At 67.4% G+C, this 18581-nt stretch carries 19 protein-coding genes; 12 read left to right on the top strand and 7 right to left on the bottom strand.

The annotated features are described in order from the left end of the window. Positions 1-429 precede the first annotated feature (429 nt). Both AB0L70_RS28235 and pepN read right to left on the bottom strand, forming a co-directional pair. The gene (locus AB0L70_RS28235) at positions 430-960 is read right to left on the bottom strand and encodes a hypothetical protein (RefSeq protein ID WP_363689331.1); all 531 of its coding nucleotides are present in this window, start codon (positions 958-960) and stop codon (positions 430-432) included. A 79-nt stretch (positions 961-1039) separates the two neighbouring features. Then, complete coding sequence (gene pepN, locus AB0L70_RS28230) at positions 1040-3613, bottom strand: aminopeptidase N (RefSeq protein WP_363689329.1); 2574 nt, start codon at positions 3611-3613, stop codon at positions 1040-1042. Between the two features lie 111 nt (positions 3614-3724). Here pepN and AB0L70_RS28225 point away from each other — a divergent pair, with 111 nt between their 5' ends. The 3 genes from AB0L70_RS28225 to AB0L70_RS28215 all read left to right on the top strand — a co-directional run bounded on the left by AB0L70_RS28225 (position 3725) and on the right by AB0L70_RS28215 (position 5710). Then, positions 3725-4321, top strand: coding sequence for a DsbA family protein (locus tag AB0L70_RS28225; RefSeq protein ID WP_363689327.1), 597 nt, complete (start codon positions 3725-3727; stop codon positions 4319-4321). Between the two features lie 107 nt (positions 4322-4428). Then, entirely contained in the window at positions 4429-5235 is an 807-nt protein-coding gene (locus tag AB0L70_RS28220; RefSeq protein WP_363689325.1) for a hypothetical protein, read from the top strand. Positions 5236-5245: 10 nt separating this feature from the next. Then, positions 5246-5710, top strand: coding sequence for a ribose-5-phosphate isomerase (locus AB0L70_RS28215; protein ID WP_363689323.1), 465 nt, complete (start codon positions 5246-5248; stop codon positions 5708-5710). On the opposite strand, the gene AB0L70_RS28210 is transcribed toward AB0L70_RS28215, so the two are convergent. Beyond that, entirely contained in the window at positions 5677-5874 is a 198-nt protein-coding gene (locus AB0L70_RS28210; RefSeq protein WP_363689321.1) for a hypothetical protein, read from the bottom strand. The genes AB0L70_RS28215 and AB0L70_RS28210 overlap by 34 nt on opposite strands. 10 nt (positions 5875-5884) lie before the next feature. Here AB0L70_RS28210 and AB0L70_RS28205 point away from each other — a divergent pair, with 10 nt between their 5' ends. The 5 genes from AB0L70_RS28205 (at position 5885) to AB0L70_RS28185 (ending at position 9333) form a co-directional block, all read left to right on the top strand. Further along, positions 5885-6712 (top strand): DNA-formamidopyrimidine glycosylase family protein, encoded by an 828-nt coding sequence (locus tag AB0L70_RS28205; RefSeq protein ID WP_363689319.1) that lies wholly within the window; start codon positions 5885-5887, stop codon positions 6710-6712. A 63-nt stretch (positions 6713-6775) separates the two neighbouring features. Continuing rightward, a complete protein-coding gene (locus AB0L70_RS28200; RefSeq protein WP_363689317.1) occupies positions 6776-7882 on the top strand; it encodes a PP2C family protein-serine/threonine phosphatase in 1107 nt (368 codons plus the stop codon). A gap of 36 nt (positions 7883-7918) precedes the next feature. Beyond that, entirely contained in the window at positions 7919-8383 is a 465-nt protein-coding gene (locus AB0L70_RS28195) for a hypothetical protein (RefSeq protein ID WP_363689315.1), read from the top strand. A 25-nt stretch (positions 8384-8408) separates the two neighbouring features. Then, positions 8409-8837: an SRPBCC domain-containing protein gene (locus AB0L70_RS28190; protein WP_363689313.1), complete on the top strand. Its 429-nt coding sequence runs from the start codon at positions 8409-8411 to the stop codon at positions 8835-8837. A gap of 55 nt (positions 8838-8892) precedes the next feature. Then, complete coding sequence (locus AB0L70_RS28185; protein WP_363689311.1) at positions 8893-9333, top strand: nitroreductase family deazaflavin-dependent oxidoreductase; 441 nt, start codon at positions 8893-8895, stop codon at positions 9331-9333. Here AB0L70_RS28185 and AB0L70_RS28180 read toward each other — a convergent pair. Continuing rightward, positions 9330-9884: a DUF6609 family protein gene (locus tag AB0L70_RS28180; protein ID WP_363689309.1), complete on the bottom strand. Its 555-nt coding sequence runs from the start codon at positions 9882-9884 to the stop codon at positions 9330-9332. The two genes, AB0L70_RS28185 and AB0L70_RS28180, sit on opposite strands and share 4 nt — an antisense overlap. A gap of 132 nt (positions 9885-10016) precedes the next feature. On the opposite strand from AB0L70_RS28180, the gene AB0L70_RS28175 reads away from it, so the two are divergent. From AB0L70_RS28175 to AB0L70_RS28160, 4 genes are all read left to right on the top strand, one after another. Then, positions 10017-10745, top strand: coding sequence for a CDP-alcohol phosphatidyltransferase family protein (locus AB0L70_RS28175; protein ID WP_363689307.1), 729 nt, complete (start codon positions 10017-10019; stop codon positions 10743-10745). 1 nt (position 10746) lies between these two features. Then, entirely contained in the window at positions 10747-11583 is an 837-nt protein-coding gene (locus AB0L70_RS28170; RefSeq protein ID WP_363689305.1) for a hypothetical protein, read from the top strand. 183 nt (positions 11584-11766) lie between these two features. Beyond that, entirely contained in the window at positions 11767-12651 is an 885-nt protein-coding gene (locus tag AB0L70_RS28165) for a hypothetical protein (RefSeq protein WP_363689303.1), read from the top strand. Between the two features lie 46 nt (positions 12652-12697). Then, positions 12698-13849, top strand: coding sequence for an AAA family ATPase (locus tag AB0L70_RS28160; protein WP_363689301.1), 1152 nt, complete (start codon positions 12698-12700; stop codon positions 13847-13849). Between the two features lie 4 nt (positions 13850-13853). Here the strand turns inward: AB0L70_RS28160 and AB0L70_RS28155 are convergent, their stop codons facing one another. From AB0L70_RS28155 to AB0L70_RS28145, 3 genes are all read right to left on the bottom strand, one after another. Beyond that, complete coding sequence (locus tag AB0L70_RS28155) at positions 13854-14717, bottom strand: hypothetical protein (RefSeq protein ID WP_363689299.1); 864 nt, start codon at positions 14715-14717, stop codon at positions 13854-13856. Between the two features lie 225 nt (positions 14718-14942). Continuing rightward, positions 14943-16826 (bottom strand): ABC transporter ATP-binding protein, encoded by a 1884-nt coding sequence (locus tag AB0L70_RS28150; RefSeq protein ID WP_363689297.1) that lies wholly within the window; start codon positions 16824-16826, stop codon positions 14943-14945. Further along, positions 16823-18487 (bottom strand): ABC transporter ATP-binding protein, encoded by a 1665-nt coding sequence (locus AB0L70_RS28145; RefSeq protein WP_363689511.1) that lies wholly within the window; start codon positions 18485-18487, stop codon positions 16823-16825. The genes AB0L70_RS28150 and AB0L70_RS28145 overlap by 4 nt, the downstream gene beginning before the upstream one ends. Between the last annotated feature and the right edge of the window lie 94 nt (positions 18488-18581).

The following is an 18581-nucleotide window of genomic DNA, read 5'->3' as shown; positions in this document are numbered from 1 at the left end:
CGCTTCTTCCGCGGTCGCCGCGGCGGAGCATCGCCGCGGCGTGCGGGATCCTGCTGTGCGGAGAGCTCGCGCGCGGAAGCGTCACGACGTGGCGGCTCGCTCTGACGTGCCTCGCTCTGGCGTGCCTCGCTGTGACGCGGTTCGCTGTGTCGCGAGGGAGCCTTGTGTGGCCGGCGAACCCCCCGGGCGGGCGGCTTCCGGTGATCGACGGGTGTCACGGCAAGGGCCCCTCCCCAGATTCCCTTGATGGCTGTTCGGCGCCAGCTTAAACCGAACGACCGAATAAGTGAGCGTCCTTCAGGTGGCGAGAATCCTCTTCTGTACAAGGGATCGCGGACCGCGCACATGCCCTCACCGTGTGCCGACGAGCAATCGTTTGATCCCTACAATCAGCACCCGCGCTGCCACTGTCCGGGGCCATGGACCTGACTAGGTGCCGGACGGAATGCCGTCGCGCCGGGGCCTGGGACGGGTGTCGAGGGCGTCGTCTAGCCAGCTGTCGATGTCGACGGCGGCGCTGAGGATGTGCTGCACGTACGCCGAGCGCTCATGGCTGAGGACCTCGAGTTCCCAGACGCAGGGCGCGGCACCGAGCGGGGCCGGACGCAGGTCGTCGACCTCCAGACCGCTGAAGATGCTGAGGCGGGACTGGAAGTCCTTGGCCCAGCTCTGCACGACCAGATAGACGCCGTCGTCGCCGAGATGCAGTACGACGACAGCCAGGCCGATCGCGCCCATCGCGTCGTCGAACTCGAGCTGCCGGGTCGCAGTGGCGCGAGCGGTCTCGACCATGCGGTCGTCCCACTGCCGTCCGCGGGCCGTGACGATGTAGGGCTTCACCAGACGGTGTGGATAGCGCCACGGCATCAACGGCGTGACCGGGCGGGGTCGGTACGCCTCTGCCAGTCCGGTCAGCGCAACAGCTGCCGCACCGGCCAAGGCGGGATCAGAGGCGGGCACCGACCCAGTCTTACCGCACAGAGGGCCGACACAACACTGCCGGTCTCAGCCGTAGTGGCTGAGACCGGCAGCGAGGAGGTCAGACGACGGTGTCCTTGGCCTGGGCTGCGATCGCCCGGGTGAGGTCGGCCTGGGCTTCACTGACGTAGCGCAGCGTCGGAGCGTCCACCGAGTCGGACTCGGCGGCCAGCCACGCGGTCAGGGAGTCCAGCGTCGACTGGTCGGGCAGATTGCGCGGTGACAGGTAGACGAGCACGTTCTCGCCCATGGACGAGCCGAGTCGTGTGTAGACGTCCTTGGCCGCGCCCAGGTATTTCTCGACGTACGGCCGGAGCAGGTCGTCCTGGCCGGGCTGCTGGAAGCCGATGATGGTCCGGAACTGCGTCTCGTTCGGGGTGTCCTCGGACTCCACCGCGATCCGCCAGGCGTCCGCCTTTGCCTCCGCGGTCGGCCGCGCGGCACGGGCCTGGGCGGCACGCTCCTGGCCGGTCATGGTGGTGTCGCGGGTCAGCTCGTCCTCGATCTCGTCCGCACCGATCCGGCCGAGCCGGGCCAGTGCCACGATCAGCGTCCAGCGCAGATCGGTGTCGACAACCAGGCCGGGTGGCAGGTCGCGGTCGTCCACCCAGGCGGCGAGCCGGTCGGCGCCGGACTCCGAGAAGACCGCCGAGCTGTATGCACGGGCGAAGGCGAGCTGGTGGTCACTGCCTGCCTCAGCGTCGGCGAGCAGCCCGGCCACCGCCTCCTCGAACTGAGCCCGCAGGGCGGGCCGGTTGGCGCGAGCGGCGTACGAGTTGATCGCCGTGGTTGCCTGGCCGAGCAGGGAGCGTACGCCGGTCAGGTCCGTCTCGGCCCGGATCCCGCGCAGCACGATGCCGACGTACTGGCTGGCCGGCATCTCCGCGTCCCGGGTCATGTCCCAGGCCGCACCCCAGGCCAGTGCCCGGGGCAACGACTCGGTGAACTGGTCGATCGACTCGACCAGGGTCGCCCGGGAGCGCTCGTCCAGCCGGATCTTGGCGTAGGTGAGGTCGTCGTCGTTCAGCAGGACCAGGTCCGGCTGGGCCGCACCGGTGAGCTCGGGCAGCTCGGTGCGCGGCCCGTCGATGTCCACCTCGAAGCGCTCGGTCCGGACCAGGCCCTCGTCCGTACGCCGGTACAGACCGACCGCCAGACGGTGCGGTCGCAGCACCGGGAACTTCTCCGTCGCGGTCTGCTCGATCGCGAACGACGTGAACGCACCGGACGAGTCGACCGCGAAGTCGGCGCGCAGCGTGTTCACACCGGCGGTCCGCAGCCAGCGCTCGGTCCAGTCGTCCAGGTCGCGGCCAGATGCCTTCTCCAGCGGCTTGAGCAGGTCCGTCAGCTCGGTGTTCCCGAACGCGTGGTCGGCGAAGTACTCCTTCAGCGCGGTGATGAACGTGTCCTCACCGACGAACGCGACCAGCTGCCGCAGCGTGGACGCGCCCTTGGCGTAGGTGATGCCGTCGAAGTTCACCTCGACCGCGTGGAAGTCGACCATGTCGGCCGCGATCGGGTGGGTCGAGGGCAGCTGGTCCTGGCGGTAGGCCCAGTTCTTCCGGGCGTTGCAGAACGTCGTCCAGGCACCGGCGTACTTGGTCGTCGCGACCGCCTGCGCCCAGTGGCTGGCCCACTCGGCGAACGACTCGTTCAGCCACAGGTCGTCCCACCAGGTCATCGTGACCAGGTCGCCGAACCACATGTGCGCGAGCTCGTGCAGCACCGTGTTGGCGCGGGCTTCCAGCTCCGCGTGGGTGGTGCGGCTGCGGAACAGGTACTCGTCCCGCAGCGTCACGCAGCCCGCGTTCTCCATCGCGCCCATGTTGTACTCCGGCACGAACGCCTGGTCGTACTTGTGGAACGGGTACGGCGTACCGAAGGCGTTCTCGAACAGCTCGAAGCCCTGCTTGGTCACCTCGAACAGGTCCTCGACGTCCAGTGCGTCCTTCAGCGATGGACGACACAGCAGCGACAGCGGGTACGTCCCGTTGGCGCCCTCGTAGGAGTCCGTGACGACGTGGTACGGCCCGGCCACCACCGCGGTGATGTACGTCGAGATCCGCTCGGTCGGCGGGAACTCCCAGCGGGCCAGCTCCTCACCGCTGTCACCCTGGTACGGCGTGGGCTCCGGAGTCGGAGCGTTCGAGATGACGACCCAGCGGGCCGGCGCGGAGACGGTGAAGGTGAACGGGGCCTTGAGGTTCGGCTGCTCGAAAGTGGTGAACACGCGGCGCGCGTCCGGGACCTCGAACTGGGTGTAGAGGTAGGTCTCCTTGTCGGCCGGGTCGACCGAGCGGTGCAGCCCTTCACCGGTGCGCGAGTAGAGGCAGTCGGCGACCACGGTCAGCTCGTTGCGGTCGGCGAGCCCGTCCAACTGGATGCGGGCACCGTCGTACACCGTGTCCGGGTCGAGCGCCTTGCCGTTCAGCGTCACCGTGCGGATCTTGTCCGCGATCAGGTCGGCGAAGGTGCTCGCGCCGGCCTCGGCGGCGAACGTGATGGTGGTCACCGACGGGAACGTCGGGGCGCCGGCCGGGGCGTTGGTCAGGTCCAGCTCGACGGTGTAGCTGACGTCACTGACCACGCCGGCGCGGGTACGCGCCTCGTCGCGCGTGAGGTTGGTTCCAGGCATATCGGCATCCTATGCACCCGGTAACCGGCTTGGCCGACGGTTTCCCCGCGACATCGGTCATTGGATACCAAGCCGGTATCAACGATTCTTCAATTTTGTATGATCGAGAACATGACTGCCTCCGCTGATTTCTGGTTCGACCCGGCCTGCCCCTGGGCCTGGATGACGTCTCGCTGGATGCTCGAGGTCGAGCAGGCGCGCGATGTGAAGACGACCTGGCACGTGATGAGCCTGGCCATCCTGAACGACGAACGTATGGAGCACGACGAGAACTGGGACCGCCTGATCGGCCGGGTCCGGGTGCTGATCGCCGCCGAGCAGGCGCACGGCAACGAGGTGCTGCTGCCGCTGTACACCGCGCTCGGCCGCCGGATCCACAACGAGGGTCGTGGTGGCAAGGACGACGCCGTACTGGCCGAGGCCCTCGAAGAGGTCGGCCTGCCCGCCTCGCTGCTCGAGGCCGCCGGCTCCGACCGGTACGACGACGCCCTGCGCAAGTCGCACCTCGCCGGCATGGACCTGGTCGGCATGGAGGTCGGTACGCCGGTCATCGCCGTCGAAGGCACCGCGTTCTTCGGCCCGGTCGTGACACCCGCACCGAAGGGTGAGGCGGCCGGAAAGCTGTGGGACGGCGTCCGGCTGGTGGCGGGAACCGAGGGATTCTTCGAGATCAAGCGCACGCGGGACCGCGGCCCGGTCTTCGACTGATCGACCCGGCCGATTGATTCGTTCTGTGGTTCAAAGCTTGCCTCGGGCCACCTGGGACGGTGAAGGTTGCTCACCAAAGAACTCGTCAAATGGTGAGTAGGTTCCAGATGACCCTGCGTGATCAGCTGCCCGGGCCAAGTGCCGCGGTCGTCACTCCGGCCGGAGTGACGGCCGGCATCGCGGTTTTCGACCGCCGGGCCGGGCAGCTCGTCCAGCAGTTCAACGCCGATCATCAGTTCCGGACGGCGTCGGTGGTGAAGCTGCTGATCGTGCTCGACCTGCTCTGGGACCGCGGACCGGCGTACGACGTGCCGCCCGCGGACCGGACCCGGCTCGAGCTGATGCTGCGCAGCAGTGACGACGATGCCGCGAGCTACTACTGGGATCACCTCGGTGGCGCGGCCATCGTGGACCGGATGGTGGAGCGGCTCGGCCTGACCCATACGGCCGGGCCGCCCGCCACCCATCCGGGCTTCTGGGGGTACGTCGCGATCACACCGTCGGACACTGTCCGGATCTACCAGTACCTCCTGGACAGTGCTCCGGCGTCGGTGCGCGAGTTCGTGATGGGCGAGCTGCACCTGGCCACCCGCAACGGCACTGATGGCTTCGACCAGTACTTCGGGATCGCTTCGGCCTTCGACCCGCCCTTCAGCATCAAACAAGGCTGGTCCGGCTTCCTGGGCGCGAGCGGTTACCGCAAGGACCGTGCCAAGCCGGAGTCCCTCGTCGACCTCGTCAACGAGGCACTCCACACCACCGGGACCGTCGGGCCGGATGATCGGACCATCGTCGCGGTGTACACGTTGCATCCGTCCGGGACGCCGTACGAGCAGGCGTACGCCGACGTGACCCGGCTGACCGCGACTCTGACAGTGCCGGGCGCCGTACGCGCTCGAAACGGCGGACAGTAGATTGCTCGCCATGCGAGTGCACATCGGCTCCGACCACGCCGGCTTCGAACTGAAGAACCACCTGGTCCAGCACCTCATCGCTGCCGGGCACGACGTCCAGGACCACGGCCCCGCCGTGTACGACGCCGTCGACGACTATCCGCCGTACTGCCTGCGCACCGGGCAGGCAGTGGTCGACGATCCGGGCAGTCTGGGCATCGTGATCGGTGGCTCGGGCAACGGCGAGCAGATCGCCGCCAACAAGGTGAAGGGGGTCCGGGCGATCCTGGCCTGGAGCACCGACACCGCACGGCTCGGCCGCGAGCACAACAACGCCAACGTGATCAGTGTCGGCGGCCGGATGCACTCCCAGGAGGAGGCGACCGGATTCGTCGAGACGTTCCTGGCCACCGACTACTCTTGCGAGGAGCGGCACACCCGCCGGATCGACATGCTGTCGGCCTACGAGTCGACCGGCGAACTCCCGCCGGTCTGACCCTCGGACGGATCGTCGGTGGTCGTTGCGGTCGGCCGGCGCTTGACCGGTTGGCGCGGACGGGACACGTCGCGGGCGCGCATCGACCGGCCGATCCCGACCACTGCCGGAGTGGGCGGACCACTCCGCCCCTTGGCGCCTTGCGCTCCACCTGTTGTCCCCATATGAGGAATCATGCCTGAAGGTCATACGCTGCACCGCTTGGCGAACGACGTCTGGGACGCGTTCGGCGGCCGTCCGGTCCAGGCGTCCAGTCCGCAGCTCCGGTTCGTCGACGGCGCCGCACTGCTGACCGGGCACGTACTGCGGCAGACCGAGGCACACGGCAAGCACTTCCTCGCCGACTTCGAAGGCGCCGGCTGGCTGCACATCCACCTCGGCCTGATCGGCAAGATGGACATCAGCCCCGCACCGGTCCCAGAGCCGGTCGGCCAGGTCCGGCTCCGCCTCCAGAACGCGACGTCGTACGCCGATCTGCGCGGAGCGACCGTGTGTGAGGTGCTGACCGACGGCGAACGCGAGACGCTGATCGCACGGCTCGGTCCGGATCCGCTGCGCGACGATGCGGATCCCGAGCTGGCCTGGAAACGGATCCATCGCAGCAAGCTGCCGATCGGCCAGTTGCTGATGGACCAAGCGGTGCTCAGCGGCGTTGGCAACGTCTACCGTGCCGAGGTGCTGTTCCGGGCGAAGCTGCACCCGATGACGCATGGCAACGTCGTCAAGAAGCGTGAGTGGCAGGGCATGTGGGACGACCTGCTCGCGCTGATGAAGTACGGCGTCGAGACCGGGCGGATCGATACCGTCGCCGACGACCACACTCCGGAAGCGATGGGACGTGACCCACGGCGTGACGATCATGGTGGCGAGGTGTACGTCTACCGGCGGCAGGGGCAGCGGTGCTATGTCTGTCATTCGGTGATCCGGACCGAGCTGCTGGCCGGGCGCAATCTGTTCTGGTGCCCGAAGTGCCAGCGCACCGGACTCACCCGCAAGAACTGACAGTTATCAGTTGGATGACGACGTGATGCGCGGACCGGACGGTGCCGTTATGTTCATCTCACCATGAGGTCGAGCGGCGGATTCGCTGAACTGCGACGGGTCGGCCGCCGGGTCGATTCGCTGATGCGTCGCGTCTACCGTCGCGCGCGCCGATCACACCAGATGGCGTTCGCCACGCTGGTTCTGATCACTCTGATCTTTGCCTTCGGCAGCCTGGTCTGGCCCCAGCTGTTCCCGGCCTCGTTGCTGATCATCCCGCTGCTGCTCGGCGGTCTACTGGTCCGCTTCCGCCAGTTGCTCGTGCAGACCCTGGTCACGGTGGTCGCCGGTTCGTACGTCGTCCTGTCGCGACCTGGTCCGATCCCGAAGACCGGGTTCGTGCTGGTGCTGATCGTGGTCGGGTGGATCGTCATCACCGGAGCCAGAGTGCGCAGCCGGCTCGGCGTACCAGGCACTCGCGGCGAGTCGATGCTGATGGAGCTGCGCGACACCCTCACCGCACAAGGCGAAATGCCGACGCTTCCGGCCGGGTGGCTGGTCGAGGTGGCGATCCAGTCCGCCGGTGGGTCCACGTTCTCGGGTGACTTCGTCGTGTCGACGACTCGTGACGAGGTGCTCGAGGTCGCGCTGGTCGATGTCTCGGGCAAGGGAATCGACGCGGGGACCCGGGCACTGCTGTTGTCGGGTGCGTTCGGCGGCCTGCTCGGCGTCGTACCGGTCGAGCAGTTCCTGCCGTCGGCGAACCGATACTTGCGCCGGCAGGACTGGGACGACGACTTCGCCACGGTCGTCCATGTCGCGATCGACCTGCGGACCGGGGACTTCGACGTACGCACGGCTGGGCATCCGCCGGCGATTCAGTTCGACGCGTGGTCGGGGCGGTGGCAGACCGTGGACACGGACGGGCCCTTGCTCGGGCTGATGGAGACGCCGGAGTTCGAGGTGAGCCACGGGCAGCTGAGGCTCGGCGACGCGATCTTCCTCTACAGCGACGGCATGGTCGAGACGCCGCGGCGCGATATCGGCCGCGGTACCGACCGCCTGATCGGGCACGCGGAACGCCTTGTCGGACAGGGCTTCCAGGGCGGAGCGGCCGACCTGGTCGCGTCCGCGGGCGGGCCTGGAGACGACTCGGCGATCGTCGTCATCCACCGGATGGCCCACGGGTGACGGATTTGTCCCACTGATGGCGTAGCGTGCTCGCTCGTGACGATCGACGGGCTGGGCGACTCCTTCGGTTCCGCTGTTGACCGGGCCGCGCCGGACGTGTCGTTCGAGGAACTGGTCGCGCTGATGCCGGACGCCGTCCGCGCGGTGTTCCCACCGGACCGGTGGCAGCTGGAGAAGCTGTGGGCGCTCGACCTGAAGGTCGAACCGGTCGAGGTCGCGGACCTGGTCTGGATGTTCGACCTGCCGCTGTGGCAGTTGGGCGGCGAACGGTTCAAGGTGACGCCGAACCAGATCGCCGAGACGCCGATGAACTTCCGCGCCCACTACCAACGCGTGATGGACGCGGACCTCGATCACCCGATCAACCTGGTCGCTTACCGCGGCCGGCTGGTCGTCCTCGACGGGATGCACCGGCTGCTCAAGGCGCACTTCCTCCGCCGCCGCTGGATCGAGGCGACCATCGCCACCGCCACCCAGTTGCAAGCCTGCGCTCCCGCCTAGGCAGCCGGACTGGCAGGCTAGGCGCATGGAGAGCAGGGTGGAACGAGAGGTGTACGTGGAGGCACGGCCGGAGGTGGTCTGGAGCGCGGTGACGCAGGCAGACATCGTCGCCCGGTGGTACGCGTTCGGTGGCGCTGAGATCGACCTCAAGCCCGGCGGACGGTTGGTGCTGCGATGGGACGAGCACGGGGACTTCCTCGGCTTCGTCGAGAAGGTCGAACCGGGCCGCCGCTTCGTCTATCGGTACGCCGTGGTCCCCGGAGTCGAGCCGACTCCGGCGAACTCGAACCAGGTCGAGTTCACCCTCACGCCCGAGGCCGAAGGCACCCGGCTGCAACTAGTTGAATCAGGCTTCGAACTGCCCGAGGCGGAGCGAACCGAGCACGCCGCGCAGGCGGAGCAGGCGTGGGACGGCTCACTCGCCGCCCTGGCCGAACTGGTGCCCACGCTCTGAACCGACAGGCGAACGGATTGTCGATGATGACGCATCACCGATTAGGATCGGTGATATGACAGCCAACAACGACGAGTACGCACCGAGTACCGCTGGGTGGGTCCGGGACCAGGTCGACAAGGTCACCGCGGCCGGCACCACCGATGTGGTCGATATCAAGGGCATGCCGGTAGTGCTGCTGACCATGCGCGGCGCCAAGTCCGGCAAGATCCGCAAGGTCCCGTTGATGCGGGTCGAGCACAACGGGGTCTACGCCGCGGTGGCGTCGCTCGGCGGTGCGCCGAAGCACCCCGTCTGGTACTTCAACCTCAAGGCCGACCCGAAGCTCACCCTGCAGGACGGTGATGTCACCAAGGAGTACGTCGCCCGCGAGATCGAGGGCGCCGAGTACGACGAGTGGTGGCCGCGGGCCGTCGCCGCGTACCCGCCGTACGCCGAGTACCAGACCAAGACCACGCGGAAGATCCCGCTGTTCCTGCTCGACCCGGTCCGCTAGGGCGCGGAGTCAGCAGCCACGCCCAGGTAGCTGAGCCAGACCATGACGGTTCCGGCGGCGACCTTGAGGACGCCGTCGGACACCCACAGGGCCCGGTAGGGGATACCCGGGACGAGCAGGCCGAGGCCCGCGTTCAGGATGCAGAGCAGGCCGAGCAGCCCGCAGATCGGGCCGTGCGAGAACGCGAGGATCAGGAAGTGGACCCCGACCACGAGCAGGATCCACAACCAGAACTCGCGTGACTCGCGGTCCGGAACCTTGGCCACGACCAGGTTGACCAGTCCGACCTCGACCACGACGCCGATGCCGAAGGCGACGTACTGGTAGATCGCCGGGTAGCCGAGGCCGGAGAAGACGGTCTTGGTGATGCCGCCGACCATCAGGACGAGCACGGACACAGCGGCGCCGGTGATCAGACCGGGCAGCAGCCAGCTGCGGCCGCCGGCGCCGCCGACGATCAGCCCGAGGCCGACCAGGACGAGCAGGGCGCCGCCGCCGCGCATCAACGGGAACGTCCGGGCCATCCCCGTAAGGTCTGTGAATAGATCCACGCGGGAACGGTACAGGCTGAACGGCCGGAACTGCCTCCTGTGAGACGCTGGGCCTCGGCCTGGTTTCAGTGACCTGGCACGGCGCGCTGCGCCGACCGAGTTCGGGGAGTTGTCCTGACCACACACGACGCGGTGCGGGAACCGTTCGTCGGGTCGACGCGGTTGCGTCTGGCCGGACTGGCACTGCATGCCTATACCGCGAGCGGAACGGTGCTCGCGCTGCTGATCGTCATCGCCGCCATCGACGGCGACGCCGTCCGCGCGCTCTGGCTGGGCCTGGCGGCCCTGGTGATCGACGGAACCGACGGGATGCTCGCGCGCCGGCTGCGGGTGAAGGAAACGATTCCGTGGTTCGACGGCGCGATGCTCGACAACATCGTCGACTACCTCACCTACGCGTTCGCCCCGATCGTGCTGCTCTGGACCGGGCACTACCTGCCGAACGGCGTCTGGGGCGGGATCCTGGCCGCGCTGCCGTTGCTTGCCTCCAGCTACCAGTTCTGCCGGGTCGACGCGAAGACCGACGACCACTTCTTCCTCGGTTTCCCGAGCTACTGGAACGTGGTCGCGTTCTACGTGGTCGTGCTCGGCCTCAGCCCGTTCAGCACCGGCCTGATCCTGGTCGTCTGCTCGGTGCTGGTGTTCATCCCGGTGAAGTACGTCTACCCGTCCCGGACCAAGGCGTTCCGCTCGATGAACCTGCTGACGACCGCGATCTGGCTTGCGGCGTACGCCGTACTCCTGGCCCAGATGCCGAACCCGAACCCGGTCGTGGTCGCGGTCTCGCTGGCCTACCTCCTGTACTACGGCATCCTCAGCCTGTACCTCACCTTCTGGGTCCCGCGGCGCAAGGTCGGCTGAGGTGGTCCTTGGTCTCGGCGCGGCACTCGGTGCCGCGGTGCTCTTCGGCGTCGCCTCGATCCTGCAGGCGGTCGGTTCCCGGAAGGTCCCGACCGAGTCGGAGCTCGACCCGCGCCGGCTCGGCGGGTTCGTGGTCGCGCTGCTCAAGCAGCCTGCGTTCCTTGGTGCGCTGGTCTTGAACCTGGCCGGCTTCGGTCTGCACTTTGTTGCTCTGCGCCTCCTTCCGCTGTACCTGGCTCAGGCGGGAATTGCGGCCAGTCTGGTCGTTACTGCTCTGCTCGCTACTCGGTTGATGTCTGATCAGCTGAGTGCGTTGGAGTGGTCAGCGGTGATCGCGGTCTGCGTCGGTCTGGGGCTGCTGGCTGTGTCGGCCGGCGACGCCGGCGACAGCGACAAGCACCACGGTCTGACGGTTGGCCTCATCATCGGTCTGGTCGTGATCGCGGTCCTCGGTGCGCTTGCCAGCCGGTCGAGGCATGGCGTGTCGACGGCTCTGCTGGGGTTGCTCGCCGGTCTTGGGTACGCCGGGGTCGCGATCTCGGCGCGGTTGCTCCAGGACGGATCTGTCGGCGAGCTGCTCCGCGGGCCGACGACGTACACCTTGCCGATCAGTGGGGCGCTGGCGTTCATCCTTTATTCGTTGGCGTTGCAGCGTGGCTCGGTGACGCTCGCAACCACCCCGATGATCGCTCTCCAGACCATCACCCCGTCCGCCGTAGGCGTCTTCGTCCTCGACGACGCGGTCCGTTCCGGTTGGTGGCCCGGCGCCATCGCCGGCTTCCTCCTCACGGCCGTCGGTGCGCTGATCCTGGTCCGCTTCGAATCCGTCAAAGCCTGACGGTTTCCTGCGGTTCCGGGGAGGGCATGGCTTCTACACAACCCGCCCCTGGAGGACCGCCCCATGCTCATCAGGATTCTTGCTGCCTCAGTGTTGCTTCTGACCTCTGTCTCGGTACCTGCTGCCGCTGAGGCTCCACCCTCGGATCCGGCGCGTGCCGAGCTGCGGGGGATGGTGGAGAACGTGAGCGGAGCGACCGGCAAGAGGTACGCCGTACACGACGATGCCGGCCACGTGATGGACACGGTCAAGATCATCCAGGACACGACCGGCGGCTACCTCGCCGTCTCGCACCACCTGGCGGCCGACGGGCACTTCCGGGTCAATCTCGCCACCTCGACCGACCTGCTCAGCTGGCACTGGGTTCGCGAACTGGCGGGGAGCAACACCGGCCCCGCGTCCCAGCCGACGATCGTGCAGGCCTCCAACGGAGGCTTCGTACTGGCGTGGGAGCAGGAGCAACCCGGCGGCGGCAACAACCACCTCGCCATCCGGTACTACGCCAGCCGCGCCGACCTTCTGGCCGGCAACGTGGCCCGGTCCTTCGACGCGTCCCGCCAACTGTCGTCGTGCGCGGAGGGTACGCCGAACATCTACAGCGTCACGCTCTCTCCCGACATCGACCACTCGACCATCGACGTCGGCGGGCACTACTGGTGGAACTGCGACCGGGACCGGCAGCAACGCGGACGGCTCACCAACTTCAGTTCGTGGAGCACGTCGGCCCAACCGAACTACGACAACGCGCTCCTCTACTGGGGCGTCGGCGGCAACATCGGTGACCGCGACCAGGCCGTCTTCCGCGGTTTCAGCTTCGGCCTGATCGAGGGGCAGTACGCGAAGGGCGACTTCGGTTCGTGGCGGACGTTCGTGTACGACTACCAGACCGGCAACGCGGACCAAACCGCCATCCACACTGACGGCGGCAGCACGGCCTTCGCCAACCCGACGATCACCGCGCTCCGGGCCCCGAACGGCCAGCCCGCGATCCTCACCACGCTCTTCATCCCCAGCCAAGGCGCAGCCGCGGGCGAATCGGGCGAACTCATCTACTACCACACCTACTGACGCTGTGTGGTGAGGAACTGTCGGGGGCCCTCGGTAGGTTGATCGTGTGTTGACCACCTTGGCGGTCGAGAACTACCGGTCGTTGCGGCGGGTGGTGATGCCGCTGCGGCGGTTGAACGTCGTGACCGGGGCGAACGGGACGGGGAAGTCGAGCCTGTACCGGGCGCTCCGGCTCCTCGCCGACGCGTCTCGCAACGGCGCGATCGCGGCGCTCGCTCGTGAGGGCGGGCTGCCGTCGACGCTGTGGGCCGGGCCGGAGCAGGTCCGCAAGGATCGGCCGGTGCAGGGGACCGTCCGGACCGGGCCGGTTGCGTTGCGGATGGGATTCGCCTCGGACGACTACGGCTACGCGATGGACTTCGGCCTGCCGCGTCCGACCGACAGCGCATTCCACCTCGACCCGGAGATCAAACGGGAGTCGCTGTGGGCCGGACCGTTCCTGCGACCTGCCTCGCTGTTGATGGAGCGGGTCAACGGCCGAGTGCGCATCCGGGGCGATGACGGCAAGTGGCAGGACGGCGGTCACGTACTGCAGACCTTCGACAGCATGCTCAGCGAGTTCGCCGATCCGCAGCGGGCGCCGGAACTGCTCGCACTACGCGAGCGAATCCGGGCCTGGCGGTTCTACGACCACCTGCGCACCGATGCGGACGCTCCCGCCCGAAGAGCACAGATCGGCACACGTACGCCGATCCTCGATCCTGACGGCGCTGATCTCGCCGCCGCGCTGCAGACGATCCGCGAGATCAGTCCGAAGGGAGTGCTCGAGGAGGCGATCGAGCTCGCGTTCCCGGGCAGCCACGTGGAGATCGTCAACGCCGCCGGACGATTCGAGCTCGCATTCCGCCAGCACGGTCTCCTGCGCCCCTTGTCGAGCGCGGAGCTCTCAGACGGCACCCTCAGGTACCTCCTCTGGGTGGCAGCCCTCCTCACGCCGCGACCTCCCGAGCTGCTGGTCCTCAACGAACCCGAGACCAGCCTGCACCCAGATCTCCTGCCGGCGTTGGCGAATCTAGTAGTGACCGCCTCGAAGGGCGCCCAGGTAATCGTGGTAACCCACTCCCGCCCCTTCGTAGCCTCTCTCGAAGCCCTGGCCGACGACCTACACACCCTCGAACTACTCAAAGCCCAAGGCGCCACCGCCCTCGCCCACCAACACCCCCTAGAAGAACCCCCCTGGAAATGGCCCACCCGCTAACCCCCTAAAGCTGGGCATATCCGCATCCCTCAGAGCTGCAGTCCGCCTGATGATCCCTACCCCACAGCACTAGATCGCGCCCGAGCAGCCGGGTGGTGACGACGAGGCGGCGTTGGAGCCGACGCGGCACGGTCGACGGCAAGGCGAGAAACGTCTCCGGCAGCACCGCCAGTGAGCTGGATACCTGCTCACCATCGGACATGACCAGAAGTGCCCGGCACTGCCACCAGCTGATCGGTCCATCCTCGCTCGGCCAGTAGTACTCGGCCGGATCGGGGAACAGGAAGTGCACGGCAGTTGCGTCGAGGTGCGCCCGCAACCACGAACTGTCGGAACCTAAGCCCAGCCGTAGCTCCCCGGCTTCTCGATGCAGTGCAACGATCCCGTCAGCATTAAGGGCTTTGAGTACGAACGCCTGCCGAGGAAGCGGCTCGCACCCAGCCGGCACCTTAACCGGCCAGCCGACCAAGCTACTGATCCGTTGACGAGAGCTAAGTCTGGGAACGCCTCTGCGCGGCTCCGGCAGCGCAGCCGGAGGCATCCACCGGTGCCCGGACTTTTCGACCTGGTCGGTGATCCAGGCCTGCCCCTCCGGTCCGCAGGTGTTCCAGGTCCAACTCATCGGCCGTTCTTCCAGCGCGCGTTCTCGCCGGCTTAACGGCCTCGCACGCCTCGGCAGCCTGGCAGGAGCTCGAACGACGTGCGGCAAGTTGTGAACGAGGTCAGCCAGAAACCTGATGTGCTCCAGCGCCTGACCAGGCGCACGCTCGTCCGGCCTCTGACTGGCCTGGAACGCCGCGAGGCGGATCTCGGCCAGCGCAGCGCTGAGCAGCAATTCAGCCACCCGCCGGTCGTCGATCCACCCCATGCCCGCGAGCATAACCACGGCGCAAACACCGTCCTTCCGATGGAGCTCTGCGTGGTTGGTCTCTGTGCGTAAGGACAGGTAGTGGTCGCGGTTTGGGGGGAGGGGGTGGAGGATTCGCGCTCAGGCGGGCGGATGCGTAGACGACTACGTCCTGTTCTTAGGTACGCCGAAAGCAGAGCGGGCGCGTGGGAGATCCCACGCGCCCGCTGAGCAACCAGTAGATGGCTAGGCCAGGGAGTCTTCCCAGGCTTGGTGTAGGCCGGCGTAGTGGCCGCTGGCGGTGACCAAGTCGTTCGGGGCGCCGTCCTCTATGATGCGGCCGTACTCGAGCACGATGACCCGGTCCGCGGTCTCGACCGTGGACAACCGGTGGGCGATGACGATCGCCGTACGGTCCGCCAGGATCGTCTTCAGGGCCCGCTGGATGAGGCGTTCGCTGGGGATGTCCAGGCTGGACGTCGCCTCGTCCAGGATCAGTACGGCGGGGTCGGCCAGGAACGCCCGGGCGAACGCGACCAGCTGCCGCTGACCGGCGGACAGCCGGGAACCGCGCTTCTCCACCGCGGTCTCGTAGCCGTTCGGCAGCGCCATGATGAAGTCGTGGGCGCCGATGTTCTTCGCGGCTTCCACGACCTCCTCCATCGTCGCGTCGGGCTTGCCGAACCGGATGTTGTCGGCGACCGAGCCGGTGAACAGGAAGTTCTCCTGCGTCACCATGACCACCCGCTCGCGCAGGTCGTCCTCGGTCAGGTCGCGCAGGTCCACGCCGTCGAGCAGCAGATGGCCGCTGGTCGGGTCGTAGAACCGCGCCACCAGTTTGGCGATGGTGGTCTTGCCGGCACCCGTCGTACCGACCAGTGCCAGGGTCTGACCAGCCGGCACGTCCAGCTGCAGACCGGGCAGCACCGGTACGCCGTCGACGTACTCGAACCGCACGTTCCGCAGCTCCAGGTGGCCGTGCGCCTTGCCTGGCTTGGCCGGCTCGATCGGCTCCGGGACGTCCGGGGTCTCGTTCAGCACCCCGGACAGCTTCTCCAGCGCCGCCGAGGCGGACAGGAAGGTGTTGTAGAACTGCGTGATGTCCTGCAGCGGCTCGAAGAACTGCCGCAGGTACAGCAGGAACGCGGTCAGCACGCCGACCGTCACGTGACCGTGGTACGCCTGGTAACCGCCGTACGCCAGGATCGCGACGATGGTGATGTTGCCGACGCCCTTGATCGCGGGCATGAAGACCGCGTTTAGCCGGAACGCCTCGAGGTTCGCCTTCCGGTAGCGGTCGTTGACGCCGTGGAAGATCTCCTCGTTGCGCGGCTCCCGGCGGAACGCCTGGACCGCGCGGATCCCGGTCATCGACTCGACGAAGTGCACGATGACGAGTACGACGGCCTCACGTGTCTGCCGGTAGACGACGGCGGACCGCTTCCGGAACCACGCCGTCAGGACCAGCAGGATCGGGAACGATAGCAACGCGAGCAGACCGAGCTTGACGTCCAGCGTGAGCAGGATGATCGCCGTACCGACCAGGGTCAGCGCGGCGGTGACCAGACCGTCGAACCCGCTCGCCAGCATCTCGTCGATCACCTGCACGTCCGACGTCAGGCGCGAGATGACTCGGCCGGACGTGAACTTGTCGTGGAACGCTGGGCTGAGCCGCTGGAAGTGGTCGAACACCCGCTTCCGCAGGCCGAGCAGAATGGTCTGGCCGAGCCGGCCGGACCGCATCAGGAAGATCTGCCGGGCCCAGGCCTGCAACAGTGCCGAGAACAGCACGGCGATCACGATCGTGATCAGTTGCTTCGAGCCCTCACCGGCGAGGATCGGCGGGATGCCGTTGTCGATGCCCAGGTGGACCAGGTACGGCACGGCGAGCCGGGCGCCGTTCTCGACGACGACGATCACCACCAGCAGCCAGATCAGCTTCCGGTACGGCCGGAGCAACTCCCCGAGCAGCTTGCGGGAGTCCTCCTTGAGCCGGATGGTCGTCGCCCGCGAGATCTCCCTGTCGGGGTCGTCCTCGAAGACACCCCGCCACTTCTGCTCCGCCGGCTGCCTGTCGTTGTTCGGCTCGTCACTCGAGGCCTGGGGAGGTGTTTGCTGGGTCGTCGTCATGCGTGCACCTCCTCTTCCTCAGCCGCGAGCAGATGCCGGTACGCCGGCACTGTCGCGAGTAGCTCGTGGTGGGTTCCGACGTGGGTGATCGTGCCGTTCTGCAGCAAGGCGACCTGGTCGGCCAGCATCACTGTGGACGCGCGGTGCGCCACCACGATTCCGGTGGTGTCGGCCAGCACGTTCTGCAGTGCTTCCTCGACCAGGGCCTCGGTGTGGACGTCGAGAGCGGACAGGGTGTCGTCCAGCACCAGTACGGCGGGCTTGGCGAGCACTGCCCGTGCCAGTGCGAGCCGCTGCCGCTGACCGCCCGACAGCGACATGCCCTGCTCGCCGACGCGGGTCTCCAGACCCCACGGCAGGTCGTTGGCGAACTGCGCCTGGGCGACCTCGAGCGCCTGCTGTACGTCGGCCTCGCTGGCGTCCGGACGGCCGAGCGTCAGGTTCTCCCGGACGCTCATCGAGAACAGTGTCGGGTCGTCGAACGCGGAGGCGACCGCCGTCCGCAGTGACACCAGGCTCAGGTCCCGGATGTCGTGCCCGTCGATGGTGATCCGCCCGGACGTCACGTCGTACAGCCGGGGGACCAGAGCGGTCAGAGTGGTCTTGCCGGACCCGGTGGCGCCGACCAGTGCGAGCGTCGTACCAGGGGTCAGGTCGAGGTTGATGTCGTGCAGCACCTCGGCGGAGTCGTCGGAGAACCGGAACCCGACGTGCTCGAAGCGCAGGTGACCACGTGAGTGGGTGAGTTCGTCCGGACCGGACTTGATCACCGAGTAGGTGTCGAGGATCTCGCTGATCCGGTCCGCCGCGGTCATCGACTCCTGCGCCATCGCCAGGATCGCGCCGAGCGAGGTGATCGGCCAGACCAGGGACAGCATCAGCGTGATGAACGCGACCAGGGTGCCTAAGGTGATCGCCTCCCGGCCGACCGCGAGCGCGCCGAGCAGCAGCACGATCACCAGGGTCAGGTTCGGGATGACGCCGAGGAAGCTCCAGAACCGGGACGCGAGCCGGACCTTCGCGACCTCGGTGTCGTACAGCGTGGTGGCCTCGTCGTCGAACTGACGCTGTACGTGCGGCCGCCGGCCGAAGGCCTTGATCACGCGGAAGCCGAGCGCCGACTCCTCGATCCGGGTGGCCAGGTCACCCTGCTGGTCCTGGACCTTGCGGGAGATCCGCAGGTACTTCTTCTCGAACTTCAGCGACACCATCACGACCGGCACGGCGGCCACCAGGACCACGATGCCGAGCGGCCAGTACAGCTGCAGCAGCAGGATGGTCACGACGACCAGTTGCAGGATGTTCATCACCAGGAACAGCAGACCGAAGCCCATGAACCGGCGGATCGTGGACAGGTCGGTGGTGACGCGGGACAGCAGCTGACCACTCTGCCAACGGGTGTGGAACTCCATCGGCAGTGACTGCAGCCGGACATACAGGTCGTGCCGGAGTGTTGCCTCCAAGTCACTGACCGTTCGGGATTGCGCCCACCGGCGCATCCAGACCAGGATGACCTCGGAGATGCTCAGACCGAGGGCCAGCAGTGCGAGCGGGACGAGCGCGCTCAACTCACGACGGGTGACCGGACCGTCGATGATGGCTCGGGTGACCAGCGGAACGGCGAGGCTGACGCCGACGCCGAGCATCGCGGTGGAGAACATCACCGCGAGACGCCAGCGGTGTGGCTTCAGATAAGGACGGAGTCGCCAGAGGTTACGGCTACGCTCAGGGGCTCGGGTGGTAGGGGCAGCGATC

Origin of the sequence: Kribbella sp. NPDC051952 (genome assembly GCF_040680855.1) — a bacterium.
Classification (GTDB): Bacteria; Actinomycetota; Actinomycetes; order Propionibacteriales; family Kribbellaceae; genus Kribbella.
The sequence above is the reverse complement of the archived record's forward strand: the minus strand, read 5'-3'. Positions and strand labels throughout refer to the sequence as shown.